Consider the following 15,637-nt stretch of genomic DNA (forward strand, 5'->3'; position numbering starts at 1 on the left):
CCCCGGCCCCGCCCCTCCCCCGGCGCATCGACGACCTCCTCGCCGACCGCCCCCGGGTGCTGCTCCGGGGCGACGCGGGCGCGGGCAAGACGACGCTGCTGTGGTGGCTGGCCGCGCACGCCTCGGCCCGCACCCTGGACGACGACCTGGCCCCGCTGAACGGCCTGGTGCCCTTCGTGGTGCCCCTGCGCACCCTGCGAGCTCGTGGCGGCGGGTTCCCGGGCCCGGCGGAGCTGTCCGGCGCGGCGGGTCTGGTGATCGACACGGCACCGGAGGGATGGGCGGGCCGGGTCCTGGAGGCCGGGCGGGCGCTACTGCTGGTGGACGGGCTGGACGAGGTGCCGCCGGAGGAGCGCGAGCAGGCGCACACCTGGCTCTCCCAGCTACTGGCCCGCTATCCGGAGACCCGGTGCGTCGTCACCGTACGGCCGCTCGCCGTCGAGGCGGACTGGCTGCGCTCCGAGGACTTCGCGGAGTTGCGCCTGCTGCCGATGCGGAACGAGGACATCCAGGCGTTCGTGGGCTCCTGGCACCGGGCGGCCCGGCTGTCCGAGCAGGACGACACCGAGCGGCTGGACGAGCTGGAACGCGACCTCTCCCGCCAGTTCGACCAGAACCCCACGCTCCGTGACCTGGCGCGTACACCGCTGCTCTGTGCGGTGATCTGCGCCCTGCACCGGCGCCGCGACGGCTTCCTCCCGGAGACCCGCTGGAAGCTGTACCGCTCGGCCCTGGAGATGCTGCTGGGCCACCGCGACCACCGCCGCAGGATCGGGAACCCCGAGGGCATCGACCTGGAGATCGAGGAATCCACCCAGCTCCTCCAGCGGATCGCCGTCTGGCTGGTCCGCGAGGGCCAGTCGGAGTTCACCCGGGACCAGGCGCTGCGCCAGCTCCGGCGCGCCCTGGCCGGGATGGAGCGGGTCAGCGCCCAGGGGCCGCCGGAGAGGCTCCTCACCCATCTGCTCAACCGCAGCGGCCTGCTCCAGGAGCACGGGGACGACACCTACCAGTTCATCCACCGGACCTTCCAGGACTACCTGGCCGCGAAGGAGCTCGTCGAGGACGAGCACCTGGGCGAGCTGCTGCGCCACGCGGGCGAGGAGTCCTGGCAGGACGTGGTTCTGCTGGCGGCCGGGCACTGCGGACGACGCGAGCTGGCCTCGCTGGTGAGCGGGTTGCTGGACGCGGGCAACGCACACACGAAGGAGTCCGCCCAACGCACCACCCTGCCCGTCCTCGCCGCTCTGTGCGCGCAGCACGCGGCCTGGTTGGACGGTCCGGTACGGGAACGGGTCCGGCACACCCTGCAGGCGGTGTTCCCGCCCGCCGACGACGACCAGGTGCATGCGCTCGCCCGGCTCGGCGAATCGGCGCTGGCCCTCCTGCCCCCGCCCGAGAGCCTGGCGACCGATGGCCCGCTCGCCCGGCATGTGGTGCAGTTGCTCGGCAGGATCGGCGGTAGCGCCGGCATTCCGCACGCCCGGGAGTGGTCGGCCGCGCACCCCTCGGCAGTCAGCCGCCTGGCAACGAACTGGTCCGCCTTCCCCCCGGACGAGTTCGCCGCCGGGGTGCTGGCCCACTACGACCTCGCCGAGCACTTCGTGCTGGCCCAGCGGGCCCAACTACGCGCCCTGCGCCATCTGCCCTCCTTGAGACACCTCGTCGTCTCCGGCGAGCTGCCGCAGGAAGAGCTCCGTGCGGCGCTCGCCGAGCTCCGGCTGGAAGTGCTCTACCTCCATATGAACCCGCATGTCACCGACCTCTCCGCACTCGGCGCACAGGCAGGCACGCTCCAGCAGGTCGGGCTGGACACCTGCCCCGGGGTGCAGAGCCTCACGCCGCTGACCGAGCTGCCCTCGCTCGTCGCGCTGAGCGTGGATGCCATGAACCGGCCCGCCGATTTCCTGATGCCGGTCACCGGCCTCCGGACCCTGAGCTACCTGGAGATCAGCCGCCTCGCGTCGGGCCAGGTGAGCCGACTGCCTGCCCATCCCGGGGTGACACACCTGAAGGTGAGCAGCGACCGCCCGGTGGCCCTGGACGGCCTCGCCGCCTGGGAGTCCCTCCGGGATCTCCAGGTCTCCCGGGCCGGATCGCTCGACGACGCGGTGGCCGCGGTCCGGGAGCACGGCCGGATCACGCGGCTCAGGCTCGGCCTCACCTCCTGGAAGGGCCTGGCCCCCGACGACCGGCCGGTCATGTCGCTCAGGGAGCTGGCCATCACGGCCCCGCAGGACAGTGCGCACCTGGCACTACTCGGCCGGCTCTTCCCCGGGCTCACCCGTCTCACGCTGTCCGCCCGCCGCTCGGCCCCCGAGCTCGACCTGGCGCCCCTGCTGGCGCTCCCTCATCTCCAGGTGACGGTCCGCAGGGGCCACACCCCGCTGATCCTCGGGTGGGAGCGGCTGGGAGACCGGCTCAGGGTCCTCACCTACTGACCCGGTTCGCGCGGCAGGGGAAAAGGGGCTGCCCCGGACCGGTACGGATACCGATTCCGGGGCAGCCCCTCAGCCGTGCGCTACCTGCGGGTCACGCGTCCTTCGTCAGGTTCGGGCCGCCGCCGCCTGTCGCCTGCTCGATCGGGGGGACGTCGGGCAGAGCCGACTTCTCCTCGCCGCGGAAGGTGAACGTCTTGTCGTCACCCTCGCCCTCGGTGCCGACGACCACGATGTGACCGGGGCGCAGCTCACCGAAGAGGATCTTCTCGGAGAGGACGTCCTCGATCTGCCGCTGGATCGTCCGGCGCAGCGGCCGGGCGCCCATCACGGGGTCGTAGCCCTTCTTCGCGAGCAGCGTCTTGGCCTCGCCACTGAGCTCGATGCCCATGTCGCGGTCCTTGAGGCGCTCGTCGACCTTGGCGAGCATGAGGTCGACGATCTGGATGATGTCTTCCTCGGTCAGCTGGTGGAAGACCACCGTGTCGTCGACACGGTTGAGGAATTCCGGCCGGAAGTGCTGCTTGAGCTCTTCGTTGACCTTGACCTTCATGCGCTCGTAGTTGGTCTTGACGTCGCCCTGGGCGGCGAAGCCCAGGTTGAAGCCCTTGGAGATGTCCCGGGTCCCGAGGTTGGTCGTCATGATGATGACCGTGTTCTTGAAGTCCACGACCCGACCCTGGGAGTCGGTCAGGCGACCGTCCTCCAGAATCTGGAGCAGGGAATTGAAGATATCGGGGTGGGCCTTCTCGACCTCGTCGAAGAGGACGACGGAGAACGGCTTGCGGCGCACCTTCTCGGTGAGCTGGCCGCCCTCCTCGTAGCCCACGTAACCGGGGGGCGAACCGAAGAGGCGGGAAACCGTGTGCTTCTCGCTGAACTCCGACATGTCGAGGGAGATCAGCGCGTCCTCGTCGCCGAAGAGGAATTCGGCGAGCGTCTTGGACAGCTCCGTCTTACCGACACCGGACGGGCCGGCGAAGATGAACGAGCCACCGGGGCGCTTCGGGTCCTTCAGACCGGCCCGCGTACGGCGGATCGCCTGCGAGAGGGCCTTGATGGCGTCCTTCTGGCCGATGACGCGCTTGTGGAGCTCGTCCTCCATGCGCAGCAGACGGGAGGACTCCTCCTCCGTCAGCTTGAAGACCGGGATGCCGGTGGCGGTGGCCAGGACTTCGGCGATCAGCTCGCCGTCGACCTCGGCGACGACGTCCATGTCGCCGGCCTTCCACTCCTTCTCCCGCTTGGCCTTCGCCGCCAGCAGCTGCTTCTCCTTGTCGCGGAGGGAGGCTGCCTTCTCGAAGTCCTGGGAGTCGATGGCCGACTCCTTGTCGCGGCGGACGCCCGCGATCTTCTCGTCGAACTCACGGAGGTCCGGCGGCGCGGTCATCCGGCGGATGCGCATCCGGGAGCCGGCCTCGTCGATCAGGTCGATCGCCTTGTCCGGCAGGAAGCGGTCCGAGATGTACCGGTCGGCCAGGGTCGCGGCCTGGACGAGGGCCTCGTCCGTGATGGAGACCCGGTGGTGGGCCTCGTAGCGGTCGCGCAGACCCTTGAGGATCTCAATGGTGTGCGGCAGCGACGGCTCCGCGACCTGGATGGGCTGGAAGCGGCGCTCCAGAGCGGCGTCCTTCTCCAGGTGCTTGCGGTACTCGTCGAGCGTGGTGGCACCGATGGTCTGGAGCTCACCGCGCGCCAGCATGGGCTTCAGGATCGAAGCCGCGTCGATGGCGCCCTCCGCGGCACCCGCACCGACCAGCGTGTGGAGCTCGTCGATGAACAGGATGATGTCGCCGCGGGTGCGGATCTCCTTGAGGACCTTCTTCAGGCGCTCCTCGAAGTCACCCCGGTACCGCGAACCGGCGACCAGGGCGCCGAGGTCCAGGGTGTAGAGGTGCTTGTCCTTGAGGGTCTCGGGCACCTCGCCCTTGACGATCGCCTGGGCCAGGCCCTCGACGACCGCCGTCTTGCCGACACCGGGCTCGCCGATGAGGACGGGGTTGTTCTTGGTCCGGCGGGACAGCACCTGCATGACCCGCTCGATCTCCTTCTCGCGCCCGATGACCGGGTCGAGCTTGGACTCACGAGCGGCCTGGGTGAGATTCCGGCCGAACTGGTCGAGCACCAGGGACGTGGAGGGCGTGCCCTCGGCGGGGCCGCCCGCGGCCGCCGTCTCCTTGCCGCCCGAGTATCCGGAAAGCAGCTGGATGACCTGCTGCCGGACCCGGTTCAGGTCGGCGCCGAGCTTCACGAGGACCTGGGCGGCGACGCCCTCGCCCTCGCGGATCAGGCCGAGCAGGATGTGCTCGGTGCCGATGTAGTTGTGGCCCAGCTGAAGGGCCTCGCGGAGCGACAGCTCCAGGACCTTCTTGGCTCGCGGGGTGAAGGGGATGTGCCCGGAAGGAGCCTGCTGCCCCTGCCCGATGATCTCCTCCACCTGCTGGCGGACCGCCTCGAGCGAAATCCCGAGGCTCTCCAGGGCCTTAGCGGCGACACCCTCACCCTCGTGGATCAGGCCCAGGAGGATGTGCTCGGTGCCGATGTAGTTGTGGTTGAGCATCCGGGCTTCTTCCTGAGCCAGGACGACAACCCGCCGCGCGCGGTCGGTGAACCTCTCGAACATCGTTAATCGCTCCTCAGAGCGGTCGGTCAGTGAGGGGTCGGTCCCCTCCCAGTCCTTCCGCATGCTAGTCCCGCAGGACGGGACAGCTCATTCCAACTGCCGACATCCGTCCGGATCACCCCGCGCCGGGCGGGGATTCTTACTGCCGAACAGCTGACAACTGCTCCAACCCGATGGTGCGAGACGATGTTCCCGCAGGCCAGGCAGATACCCCTTTCGCCAGTACGCCGATGGCGAACGCGAGACGCCTGGGCCAGCGTGTCGCCCCTTCCCACTAGGAAAGTCTTACCCGCAATCACTGACAGTCCATGCGGCGCGCCCCGGTTCCCTCCGCTACGGGCGAACATCCTTGCGCTGCTGAATGCTCCCGAGCGCCCCCTTGGCGGGGACACGGAGTGATCGTGCGCGGACTTTCCGTAACTCCGGAGGCGGTTCGGCGGTTCATCGGACATGACCCGCACCGTCCCGCAGCCCCGATCGTCGCCCGATGCCGCTCCGGGTTCCGCCGACGCCGCACTCGCGAGGCGGTACGCGCGGGAGCTGGGCTGGGCCACGGCGGGGCGGGATCCGCTGCGCCTGCTCACCGGGGAGTCCTTCGATGTGCTGGAGCTGCCCGCCGAGGCGGGTCACGCCGTGCTGCGGCGCGGCGTGCGCACCGGTCCGGTGCTGCTGTCCGGTCCGCGGATGGGGCTCCTGGTCGCCGCGGGGGGCGCCGATGAGCTGCCGGGGCTGCTCGACTGGCTGGAATGGGGTCCCCTCGCGCCGGATCTGACCGCCGTGGGCGCGGGGGGCCAGGTCGTGGCCCCGCCTCTCCCGGGCTCCGCGGGGGGTTCGCCGGGGGCCGCCGTGTGGCTGCGGCCCCCAGAGCCGAGGCGTGCGCCCGAGTCGGCGCTGCCGGCCCTCGCAGGCTTCGGGAGCAGCGGTGGGGGTGCCCCCGATCTCGTACGCCTGGTGGACGCGGCGGCTACGGAATGCCATCGGGTCCGGTTGTCACACGCCCGTTCCGGCGTGCCGACAGGGGTGCTGACAAGGGGTTCGGCGGATCAGCCGTTGGCCTTCTCGTAAGCCTCACGGATCTCGGCGGGAACGCGGCCGCGGTCATTCACATTGTGGCCGTTCTCCCGGGCCCACCGGCGGATTTCCGCGGTGTCCTTGTTACCGCCGGCGGCGGCGCGGCCCTTGCCACGGCCCGTGGCGGCACGGCCACCGGTGCGACGTCCACCCTTGGTGTAGGGCTCGAGAAGGCCGCGAAGCTTGTCCGCGTTGGCCGTGGTGAGGTCGATCTCGTACGTCTTGCCGTCGAGGGCGAACGTGACGGTCTCGTCAGCCTCGACACCGTCGAGGTCATCGACAAGAAGGACCTGAACCTTCTGTGCCACGGGATTTCCTTTCATCGAAAATGGAGTACGCGGAAAGGAAACCGCTTTTCCCGGGAAAACACAAACCCTCGGGAGAGGTTCAGCAGCCCGGGAAGACGGGAAACATGCGCGATTCGGACATAGGGAGGCAGGTCCTTCTGCAGTCACAGGTGCAGAAGCATCCGGCTGTTGCCCAAGGTGTTCGGCTTCACTCGTTCGAGACCGAGGAACTCAGCGACACCCTCGTCGTAGGAACGCAGCAGCTCACTGTAGACATCGGTGTCGACGGGCGTCTCTCCGATCTCGACGAAGCCGTGCTTGGCGAAGAAGTCCACTTCGAAGGTGAGACAGAAAACCCTGCGGACACCGAGCCATCGCGCGGTCTGCAAGAGCTTCTCCAGCACGTGATGCCCGACTCCTGTGCCCTTCATGCGGGGGTCGACGGCAAGGGTCCGCACTTCCGCCAGGTCTTCCCACATGACATGAAGGGCGCCGCAGCCGATGACGGTCGCGTCCTCGTCGCGTTCCGCGACCCAGAACTCCTGGATGTCCTCGTAAAGGGTGACGGTCGCTTTGTCGAGCAGGATGCCCCCGGACACGTACCCGTCGAGGAGTCGTCGTACCGCCCCGACATCACTCGTCCTGGCTCGCCGGACGGTGATGGCGGGCTTATTTACCGACGGGTCGGTATGGAGTTCGGTATCGGGATCGCTTTGCGGCTGCTCTGAGGACATGCCCCGACGCTATCGCCCGCTCTCCGGCGTCGCTTCATCGGTCGGGGCGTCATCTCCGGCGGCGTCGGCGGTCGGTTCCGCGGGGTTGCCCGGGGTGGTTTCGGCGGTCGGGCCGGAGGTGGTTTCCGTGAGATTGGGGGAAACCATACGAACGGCGTCCTGCAGTGCTTCGCGCTGCTCGGCGGACATCATGCCGAAGAACGCGACAAGCGCTGCGGCGGGGTTGTCGCTCTGTGACCAGGCTTCGTTCATCAGTGCGGCCGAGTAGGCGGCCCTGGTGGAGACGGCCGTATATCGATAGGCGCGGCCGTCGACTTCCCTGCGGACCCAGCCCTTCTGATGGAGATTGTCCATTACCGTCATCACGGTCGTGTAGGCGATGGACCGTTCCTGCTGAAGGTCCTCAAGGACTTCCCGCACCGTGACCGGTCGGTTCCATTGCCAGACGCGCGTCATCACGGCGTCTTCGAGGTCTCCCAATTGACGGGGCACGCGATCACTTTAGTGGCAGATGTCCCAAATGGTCTGCTCTTTGCGCAGCAAAAAGCGCACGGCTCTGGACGAGTCGTGCGCTCGGGGTCGCGCGCCGGGAAGACGCGGGGCGGGCGGGGCCGCTCGCGCGGTCAGACATTCTCCGGACGAGCGGTCTGCTTTGCGGATTCCGCGCGGGCGATCGCCGCGTCCACCGCGTCGTCCTCCTTGGCCTTGTTCGGACCACCCTGGCTCTTGACGATGATCACGATCAGGGAGACGAAGAAGACGGCCATCACCACGGGGGGCACGAGCGCGGATACGTAGTCCATGCCGTCCAGAGTAGCGAGCCCAGAACGGCCCGACGCGGCGACCTCCCGGTGGAGGTCGCCGCGTCGGGGAGCGCCGGAGGTCAGCCGGCCGCTCGCTCCTCGGACGGCGGCGGTGCGGGCCGTCGGCGCGGCGGGAAGACCTCGGAGGGCTTGGGCATGGGGCGGTCGCCGGGCTTGCCCGGCTTGCCGGGCGCGGCCGGGGTCCTGGGCCGTTCCGGTTCCCGGGCGGCGGCGCGGCCGCCCGGGAGGGCGAGCAGCCGGCTGCGGGGACCGGGGGCCGCGGCACCGGCGGAGCGGCCGGCGAGCCGGGCCCGTACGGAGCGCTCGGCGAGCACCTGGCAGCGTTCCAGGAGGGCCGCCGCGAGTGGTCCGCCGCGCAGGGCCCGCAGGGCGGCCAGATCGTCCGGGCGGGGGTCGTAGCCGGCCGCCAGGGCGTCCTGGAGCAGCTCCAGATAGCCGGTGGCGGAGCCGGGGAGGGCGTTGCGGTAGCGGGCGAGGTCGGCGAGGAGGAACGCTCGCAGCCGACCCGCCTCGCCGGCCGCCTCGTCCACGGAGCCCGCGAGCCGCAGGCAGTCCTGGACGTCCTCGTCGGACAGGGGCATGGGGTGGAGGGCGATGGCGAGGGCACGTCGGAGCACCCGCAGCTCGTCCGCGCTGAACGCCATGCCGCCTCGTGAACCGTAGGGCGTGGGCATGACGCGACAATACGTGCTAAATGGACAAAATCCGTTTAACTGGTCGTCGGTGGCGCGGCGTGGCAGAACGGGCCGACGGCCGCGGCCCCGGCCGTTCCCGCAGGTACGCCGGGGTCCTGTGCGGTCGTCCCTAGGAGCGGGACACGTTCCGCTCGTAGACCAGGCGCAGCCCGATGAGCGTCAGCCACGGCTCGTGCTCGTCGATGACGGAGGACTCCCCCAACACCATCGGAGCAAGGCCGCCCGTCGCGATGACCGTGACGTCGTCCGGGTCGGCGGCCAGTTCCTTCTTCATCCGGGCCACCACCCCGTCGACCTGGCCCGCGAAGCCGTAGATGATGCCGGACTGCATGGCCTCGACGGTGTTCTTGCCGATCACACTGCGCGGCCGGGCCAGCTCGATCTTGCGGAGCTGGGCGCCCCGGACGCCGAGCGCCTCGACCGAGATCTCGATGCCGGGGGCGATCACCCCGCCCGCGTACTCGCCGCGCGGGGAGACCGCGTCGAAGGTGGTGGCGGTGCCGAAGTCGACGACGATCGCCGGACCCCCGTACAGCTCGACGGCGGCGACCGCGTTGATGATGCGGTCCGCGCCGACCTCCTTGGGGTTGTCCATCAGGATCGGCACGCCCGTCTTGACCCCGGGCTCGACCAGCACGGCGGGGACGTCGCCGTAGTAGCGGCGGGTGACCTCGCGCAGCTCGTGCAGGACCGAGGGGACGGTCGCGCAGATCGCGATGCCCTCGATGCCGTCGCCCAGCTCCATGCCGAGCAGCGGGTGCATGCCCATCAGGCCCTGGAGCAGGACGGCCAGCTCGTCCGCGGTGCGGCGGGCGTCGGTGGAGATGCGCCAGTGCTCGACGATCTCCTCGCCGTCGAAGAGGCCGAGGACCGTGTGCGTGTTGCCGACGTCGATGGTGAGCAGCATCAGACGTCGGCCCCGTCCCCGGCGGAGGGGGACGCGTCCGCGTCGCGGAAGTCCAGGCCGATGTCGAGGATCGGCGAGGAGTGGGTGAGTGCGCCGACCGCGAGATAGTCGACGCCCGCGTCGGCGTAGGCGCGGGCCGAGTCGAGGGTGAGGCGGCCCGAGGACTCCAGGATCGCCCGGCCGTCGACCAGCGCGACCGCCTCGGCGGTCTCGGCCGGGGTGAAGTTGTCCAGCAGGATCAGGTCGACGCCCGCGTCCAGCACCTCGCGGACCTGCTCCATCGTGTCGACCTCGACCTCGACGGGCAGCTCGGGGAACTCGGCGCGCACGCGCTTGAACGCCTCCGCGACCCCGCCCGCGGCGATCACGTGGTTGTCCTTGACCAGGGCCGCGTCGGAGAGCGACATCCGGTGGTTGACGCCGCCGCCGCAGCGCACCGCGTACTTCTCCAGCGCGCGCAGGCCCGCCGTCGTCTTGCGGGTGTCGCGGACCTTGGCCCGGGAGCCCTCCAGCACGTCCGCCCAGGCGCGGGTGGCGGTCGCGATGCCGGAGAGGCGGCAGAGCAGGTTCAGCGCGCTGCGCTCGCCGGTCAGCAGGTCGCGGGTGCGGGTGGTGACGGTCAGCAGCTTCTGGCCGGGGACGATCCGGTCGCCGTCCTCGACGTGCCGCTCGACCTCGAACTCCTCGGTGCAGACGATCGACAGGACCGCCTCGGCGACCCGGAGCCCGGCGACCACGCCGGCCTCGCGGGCCGTGAAGTCACCGGTGATCACGGCGTCCTCGGGGACGGTCGCCACGGTCGTGACGTCCACCCCGCCGTCGAGGTCCTCCTCGATCGCCACATGCGCGACGTCCTCGACCTGGACCGGGTCCAGGCCGGCCTCCGCCAGCAGCAGGGCGAGCGCGGGGTCGAGGCCGCACTCCAGGGCTTCGGGGTCGAATCCATCGTCGCCGCCACAGCCGCAGCCGTCGCCGCAGCCGCCTTCCGCCGGTGCGGACGATGCGGGCGCGCCGACGCTGATCAGCGGTACGTCCACGGGAGTGGGGCGCGGATTCTCTTCGGGCGTGCTCACGGTGTCGGCTCCTCGGGGACGTGGCGGGTGGTGCGGGTGCGGCTGGTGCTGCGTGTGGTGTCGCGGGTGGTGCCGGTGCTGCTCCGTGGGTGCGGCGGAGCGGCTGCCTCCAGCAGTCTGCTCAATCCGACGGGCGTACGGGCGGGAATGCGGCGGTCTCCGTGCGGTGGACGACCGGGGTGCGGTCCGGTCCGATGCGGACGACCAGGTGGCGACGGCCGTGGGCGTCGTCGCGGTCGGGCCGGTCCTCGCGCCAGTGGCAGCCGCGGGTCTCCTCGCGGTCCCGGGCGGCGGCGACCAGGACCCGGGCGACCAGGAGCAGATTGGTGACCTCCCAGGCGTCGACCCCGGGGACGACCGCCTTGGCCCCGTCCGCCTCCGCGTCGGCGGCGGCCTCGCGGTGCAGGGCCTCCAGCTCCTCGGCCGCGGTGGCCAGGGAGTCGGTGGAGCGCAGGACTCCGGCGCCCCGGGTCGTCGTGCGCTGGATCGCCGTACGGGCCTCGGGGGACAGCAGCGGGACGAGGTCGTCCGCGTCGCGGGAGGCCTCGGCCGGTTCGGTGCGGGGCGGGCGGACCTCGGCGATGTCGGCGGCGATGCGCTCGGCGAAGACCAGGCCCTCCAGCAGGGAGTTGGACGCGAGCCGGTTGGCCCCGTGCACTCCGGTGCAGGCGACCTCGCCGCAGGCGTACAGGCCGGGGACGGTGGTGCGGCCCCGCAGGTCGGTGCGGACGCCGCCGGAGGCGTAGTGCGCGGCCGGGGCGACCGGGATCGGCTCGGTCACCGGGTCGATGCCGTGGGACCGGCAGGCGGCCAGGATGGTGGGGAAGCGCTGCTCCCACATGGCCGCCCCGAAGTGCCGGGCGTCCAGATACATGTGCTCGACGCCCTTCTCGTGCATCCGGCGCGTGATGCCCTTGGCGACGATGTCGCGCGGGGCCAGCTCGGCCAGCTCGTGCTGTCCGAGCATGAAGCGGACGCCGTCGGCGTCGACGAGATGCGCGCCCTCGCCCCGTACGGCTTCGGAGACCAGCGGCTGCTGGCCCTCGGAGTCCGCGCCGAGGAAGAGGACCGTGGGGTGGAACTGGACGAACTCCAGGTCGGAGACCTCCGCCCCGGCCCGCAGCGCGAGCGCCACGCCGTCGCCGGTGGAGACGGGGGGGTTGGTGGTGGCGGAGAAGACCTGGCCCATGCCGCCGGTGGCGAGGACCACCGAGGGGGCCCGGACCGCGCCGACGCCGTCGTGCTGCCCCTCGCCCATGACGTGCAGCGAGACGCCCGCCGTACGGCCTTCGGCGTCCGTGAGCAGATCCAGGACGAGCGCGTTCTCGATGGTGTGCAGGGCGGCCTCGCGGACCGCCTCGACCAGTGCGCGGGAGATCTCCGCGCCGGTCGCGTCGCCGCCCGCGTGGGCGATGCGGCGGCGGTGGTGGCCCCCCTCACGGGTGAGCGCGATGTCGCCGCTGTCGGTGGTGTCGAAGTGGGCGCCGGTGGTGATCAGCCGGCGTACGGCGCCGGGGCCCTCGGTGACCAGAGTGCGCACGGCCTCCTCGTCGCAGAGGCCCGCGCCCGCGACGAGGGTGTCGTCGAGGTGCTGCTCGGGGGTGTCGCCCTCGCCGAGCGCCGCGGCGATGCCGCCCTGGGCCCAGCGGGTCGAGCCGTCGTCCAGGCGGGCCTTGGTGACGACGACGGTGTCCAGGCCGGCGGCGGCGCAGCGCAGGGCGGCGGTGAGCCCGGCGACGCCGGAGCCGACCACCACGACGTCCGCGTCGATGGCCCAGCCGGGAGCGGGGGCGGTCAGCCGTATACCGGTCACGTCAGGGCTCCGAAGGTGAGGGGGATGTTGTCGATGAGGCGGGTGTTCCCGACCCGGGCCGCGACGGCGAGGATCGCCTCCCCGCTCTCGCGGTCGTCCGGGATCTCGGTGAAGTCCGCCGGATCCACCAGGGCCAGGTAGTCCAGGACGAGCGGGACCCGGTTCCGGGCGGCGGCCTCGTCCAGGATCGTCCGGGCGGCGGCGCGGACGGCGGCGGGCGCCCCGCCCGGCCGGACCAGCGCCACGGCCTGGGCGTCGGCGGCGGCCCGGGCCTCGCCGAGCCTGTTGAGCCCGGCGGCCCGGTCGCCGCCGGGCGCGGTGGCCTTGGCCCGCTCGTGCAGGGCCTGCTGGGCGGCGAGTCGGTCCCGGGCCGCGAACAGGGCGCGGGGCAGGGCGAGGGCGGTGTGCCGCTCCGGCGGGGAGAGGAAACGGTTACGGCTGGAGAGCGCGAGGCCGTCCGCGTCCCGGACGGTGGGGACGCCGGTGATCCGGACGCCGAAATTCAGGTCCCGGACCATACGGCGGATCAGGGCGAGCTGCTGGGCGTCCTTCTGCCCGTAGAACGCCTCGTCGGGGCGGGTGAGGTGGAGGAGCTTGGCGACGACGGTGAGCATCCCGTCGAAGTGGCCGGGGCGGGACGCGCCTTCGAGGCGCTCGCCCATGGGGCCCGCGGTGATCCGGACCTGGGGCTCGCCGCCCGGGTAGACCTCGTCGACGCCGGGGGCGAAGACCGCGTCGGCGCCCGCGGCGGCGGCGGTCTCCAGATCGGCGTCCAGGGTGCGCGGGTAGCGGTCCAGGTCCGCGGCCTCGCCGAACTGGAGCGGGTTCACGAAGACCGTGACCACGACCTGCCCGTCCGGTCCCGCCGCTTCGCGGGCCGCGCGGATCAGGGTGGCGTGGCCGTCGTGCAGCGCGCCCATCGTCATGACGACGGCCCGCTCGGCACCGGCGGGGCGGGGCAGGGCGTCCAGCTCGGCGGCGGTGCGCAGGAGGGCCGGCCGCATCGTGCGCGTCATCGGGTCTCCCCCGGTCCGGGGCTGCCGGGGCGGCGCTCCTGGTCGGCCAGGACGACGAGGAGGTCCTCGGCCAGCTCCGCCTTGAGCAGGCCGTGGGCGAGCGCCCGGTCGGCCGTGGCACGGGCCATCGCGACGTACCCGGCCACCGCCTGCGGGGCGTGGGTGCGCAGCTCATCGATGTGGGCGGCGACCGTGCCCGCGTCCCCGCGGGCGACCGGGCCGGTCAGCGCGGCGTCGCCGGAGCGCAGGGCGTTGTCCAGGGCGGCGCCGAGCAGCGGGCCGAGCATCCGGTCGGGGGCGGCGACCCCGGCCTTGGTCAGCAGCTCCATCGACTGGGCGACCAGGGTGACCAGGTGGTTCGCGCCCAGGGCGAGGGCCGCGTGGTAGAGCGGGCGCGCCTCCTCGGCGATCCACTCGGGCTCGCCGCCCATCTCGATGACCAGGGCCTCGGCCGCGAGCCGCAGTTCGTCGGGGGCGGTGACGCCGAAGGAGCAGCCCGCGAGCCGCTGGACGTCCACGGCGGTGCCGGTGAACGTCATCGCGGGGTGCAGCGCGAGCGGCAGGGCCCCGGCCCGCAGCGCGGGGTCCAGCACGCGGGTCCCGTACCGCCCGGAGGTGTGGACAAGGAGCTGGCCCGGCCGTACGGCGCCGGTCTCGACGAGGCCCTCGACCAGCGTGGGCAGCACGTCGTCGGGAACGGTCAGGAGCACCAGCTCGGCGCGGGCCAGCACCTCGGCGGGCTCCACCAGGGGCACGTCGGGGAGCAGCGCCGCGGCGCGGCGGCGGGAGGCGTCGGAGACACCGGACACGGCGACCGGGCGATGCCCGGCGAGCTGGAGCGACGCGGCGAGGGCCGGTCCGACCCGGCCCGCGCCGACGACGCCGACCGTGAGACGGGCGGGGCGGTCCCTCGCGTCGAGGGATTCCTTCGAAACTGATGCGTTCACGCGGCGATGGCCTTCCGTTCCAGTCCGCGGGGGGTACCGGACGATTTCTCTGCATGCTACGCCAGCGTTTCGGGGAAGCCCCGCCCCTGCCCACAGCCTGTGGATAACTTTCCGGGCGGGACGGAACTCCGCGGGCGCGCCGCCGGAGGTCCGGGTGATGATCGTCCCATGGCGACCATGGATGAGCAGGAGCAGCGGCGGCGCAGGCTGACCGCGTGGCGGGGTGCGCGGCGGGTGCTGGCCCGGGTGGGCGCGGACGGCACGCTGGGTGAACGGCTGGCGGCGCTGGCTGCCGACGCCCCGTCCGTGCACGATCCGGCCGACTGGACCGATGTGTACGGGGGCGGGGTCGTCGCCGATCTGGAGCGGCGGACGGCCCCGCTGCTGGGGATGGAGGCGGCGGCGTTCTTCCCGACCGGGACGATGGCCCAGCAGGTCGCGCTGCGGTGCTGGGCGGGGCGTACGGGCAACGCGACGGTGGCGCTGCATCCCCTGTCCCACCCGGAGGTGCACGAGGGCGGGGCGCTGGAGGTGGTGAGCGGGCTGCGGACGGTGCATCCGACGTCGGAGCCGAGGCTGCCGGACGCGGAGGAGGTCCGGGAGTTCCCCGAGCCGTTCGGCACGCTGATGCTGGAGCTGCCGTTGCGGGACGCCGGGTTCGTCCTGCCGTCCTGGGAGGAGCTGACGGCGGTGGTGGACGCGGCCCGGGAGCGGGACGCGGTCGTCCACTTCGACGGGGCGCGGCTGTGGGAGTGCGGTCCGCACTTCGGGCGGGAGCTGTCGGAGATCGCGGGTCTCGCGGACAGCGTGTACGTGTCCTTCTACAAGTCGCTGGACGGGCTGTCCGGGGCGGTGCTGGCGGGGCCTTCGACGCTGGTGGAGGAGGCGCGGGTGTGGCGTCACCGGTACGGGGGCCAGCTCTTCCAGCAGTTCCCCGCGGCGCTGTCCGCGCTGATCGGTCTGGAGCGGGAGCTGCCGCGCCTTCCGTCGTACGTGGCCCACGCGAGGGTGGTGGCCGGGGCGCTGGCGGAGGGGTTCGCGGCGGCGGGGATGCCGTGGTTCCGGGTGCATCCGGAACCGCCGCACACGCATCAGTTCCAGGTCTGGCTGCCGTACGGCACGGAGGTGCTGGACGAGGCGTCGGTGCGGCAGGCGGAGGAGACGGGCGTGGCCCTCTTCCGGCGCTGGTTCGCGGGGGCGGGCGGGGCG

14 protein-coding genes and 1 pseudogene are annotated in these 15,637 nt (G+C 71.9%); 3 read left to right on the forward strand and 12 right to left on the reverse strand.

All coding sequences use genetic code 11. The annotated features are described in order from the left end of the window. Positions 1-2,438: pseudogene (locus tag D3105_RS24365) on the forward strand (NACHT domain-containing protein); the annotation flags it as partial. A gap of 94 nt (positions 2,439-2,532) precedes the next feature. On the opposite strand, the gene D3105_RS24370 reads toward D3105_RS24365, so the two are convergent. Then, on the reverse strand, positions 2,533-5,061 hold the full coding sequence (locus D3105_RS24370; protein WP_118905185.1) for an ATP-dependent Clp protease ATP-binding subunit: 2,529 nt from the start codon (positions 5,059-5,061) through the stop codon (positions 2,533-2,535). 450 nt (positions 5,062-5,511) lie between these two features. On the opposite strand from D3105_RS24370, the gene D3105_RS24380 reads away from it, so the two are divergent. Then, a complete protein-coding gene (locus D3105_RS24380) occupies positions 5,512-6,126 on the forward strand; it encodes an SCO3374 family protein (protein WP_118905186.1) in 615 nt (204 codons plus the stop codon). On the opposite strand, the gene D3105_RS24385 is transcribed toward D3105_RS24380, so the two are convergent. The 11 genes from D3105_RS24385 to D3105_RS24430 all read right to left on the reverse strand — a co-directional run bounded on the left by D3105_RS24385 (position 6,105) and on the right by D3105_RS24430 (position 14,428). Next, positions 6,105-6,440 (reverse strand): histone-like nucleoid-structuring protein Lsr2, encoded by a 336-nt coding sequence (locus D3105_RS24385; protein WP_006125504.1) that lies wholly within the window; start codon positions 6,438-6,440, stop codon positions 6,105-6,107. The genes D3105_RS24380 and D3105_RS24385 overlap by 22 nt on opposite strands. Positions 6,441-6,583: 143 nt before the next feature. Further along, on the reverse strand, positions 6,584-7,153 hold the full coding sequence (locus D3105_RS24390; protein ID WP_165891072.1) for an amino-acid N-acetyltransferase: 570 nt from the start codon (positions 7,151-7,153) through the stop codon (positions 6,584-6,586). A gap of 9 nt (positions 7,154-7,162) precedes the next feature. Next, entirely contained in the window at positions 7,163-7,645 is a 483-nt protein-coding gene (locus D3105_RS24395; protein WP_118905187.1) for a BlaI/MecI/CopY family transcriptional regulator, read from the reverse strand. A gap of 131 nt (positions 7,646-7,776) precedes the next feature. Continuing rightward, the gene (locus tag D3105_RS24400) at positions 7,777-7,956 is read right to left on the reverse strand and encodes a hypothetical protein (RefSeq protein WP_073225760.1); all 180 of its coding nucleotides are present in this window, start codon (positions 7,954-7,956) and stop codon (positions 7,777-7,779) included. An 80-nt stretch (positions 7,957-8,036) separates the two neighbouring features. Then, positions 8,037-8,621, reverse strand: a complete 585-nt coding sequence (locus D3105_RS24405) for a hypothetical protein (protein ID WP_118905188.1) — start codon at positions 8,619-8,621, stop codon at positions 8,037-8,039. 160 nt (positions 8,622-8,781) lie between these two features. Continuing rightward, positions 8,782-9,579, reverse strand: coding sequence for a type III pantothenate kinase (locus tag D3105_RS24410; RefSeq protein ID WP_030087892.1), 798 nt, complete (start codon positions 9,577-9,579; stop codon positions 8,782-8,784). Then, positions 9,579-10,652 (reverse strand): carboxylating nicotinate-nucleotide diphosphorylase, encoded by a 1,074-nt coding sequence (nadC, locus tag D3105_RS24415; protein WP_118905189.1) that lies wholly within the window; start codon positions 10,650-10,652, stop codon positions 9,579-9,581. The genes D3105_RS24410 and nadC overlap by 1 nt, the downstream gene beginning before the upstream one ends. Next, positions 10,649-10,777 (reverse strand): hypothetical protein, encoded by a 129-nt coding sequence (locus D3105_RS35770; protein ID WP_276311861.1) that lies wholly within the window; start codon positions 10,775-10,777, stop codon positions 10,649-10,651. The genes nadC and D3105_RS35770 overlap by 4 nt, the downstream gene beginning before the upstream one ends. Next, positions 10,774-12,465 (reverse strand): L-aspartate oxidase, encoded by a 1,692-nt coding sequence (locus D3105_RS24420; protein WP_118905190.1) that lies wholly within the window; start codon positions 12,463-12,465, stop codon positions 10,774-10,776. The genes D3105_RS35770 and D3105_RS24420 overlap by 4 nt, the downstream gene beginning before the upstream one ends. Next, positions 12,462-13,481, reverse strand: coding sequence for a pantoate--beta-alanine ligase (gene panC / locus D3105_RS24425; protein WP_118905191.1), 1,020 nt, complete (start codon positions 13,479-13,481; stop codon positions 12,462-12,464). Before panC ends, D3105_RS24420 begins: the two co-directional genes overlap by 4 nt. Beyond that, complete coding sequence (locus D3105_RS24430) at positions 13,478-14,428, reverse strand: Rossmann-like and DUF2520 domain-containing protein (RefSeq protein WP_118905192.1); 951 nt, start codon at positions 14,426-14,428, stop codon at positions 13,478-13,480. The genes panC and D3105_RS24430 overlap by 4 nt, the downstream gene beginning before the upstream one ends. A gap of 168 nt (positions 14,429-14,596) precedes the next feature. Here D3105_RS24430 and D3105_RS24435 point away from each other — a divergent pair. Further along, positions 14,597-15,637, forward strand: a 1,041-nt coding sequence (locus D3105_RS24435) for a threonine aldolase family protein (protein WP_118905193.1), incomplete at its 3' end; no start/stop codon positions are given.

Source organism: Streptomyces globisporus, from assembly GCF_003501885.1.
Taxonomy (GTDB): Bacteria; Actinomycetota; Actinomycetes; order Streptomycetales; family Streptomycetaceae; genus Streptomyces; species Streptomyces globisporus_D.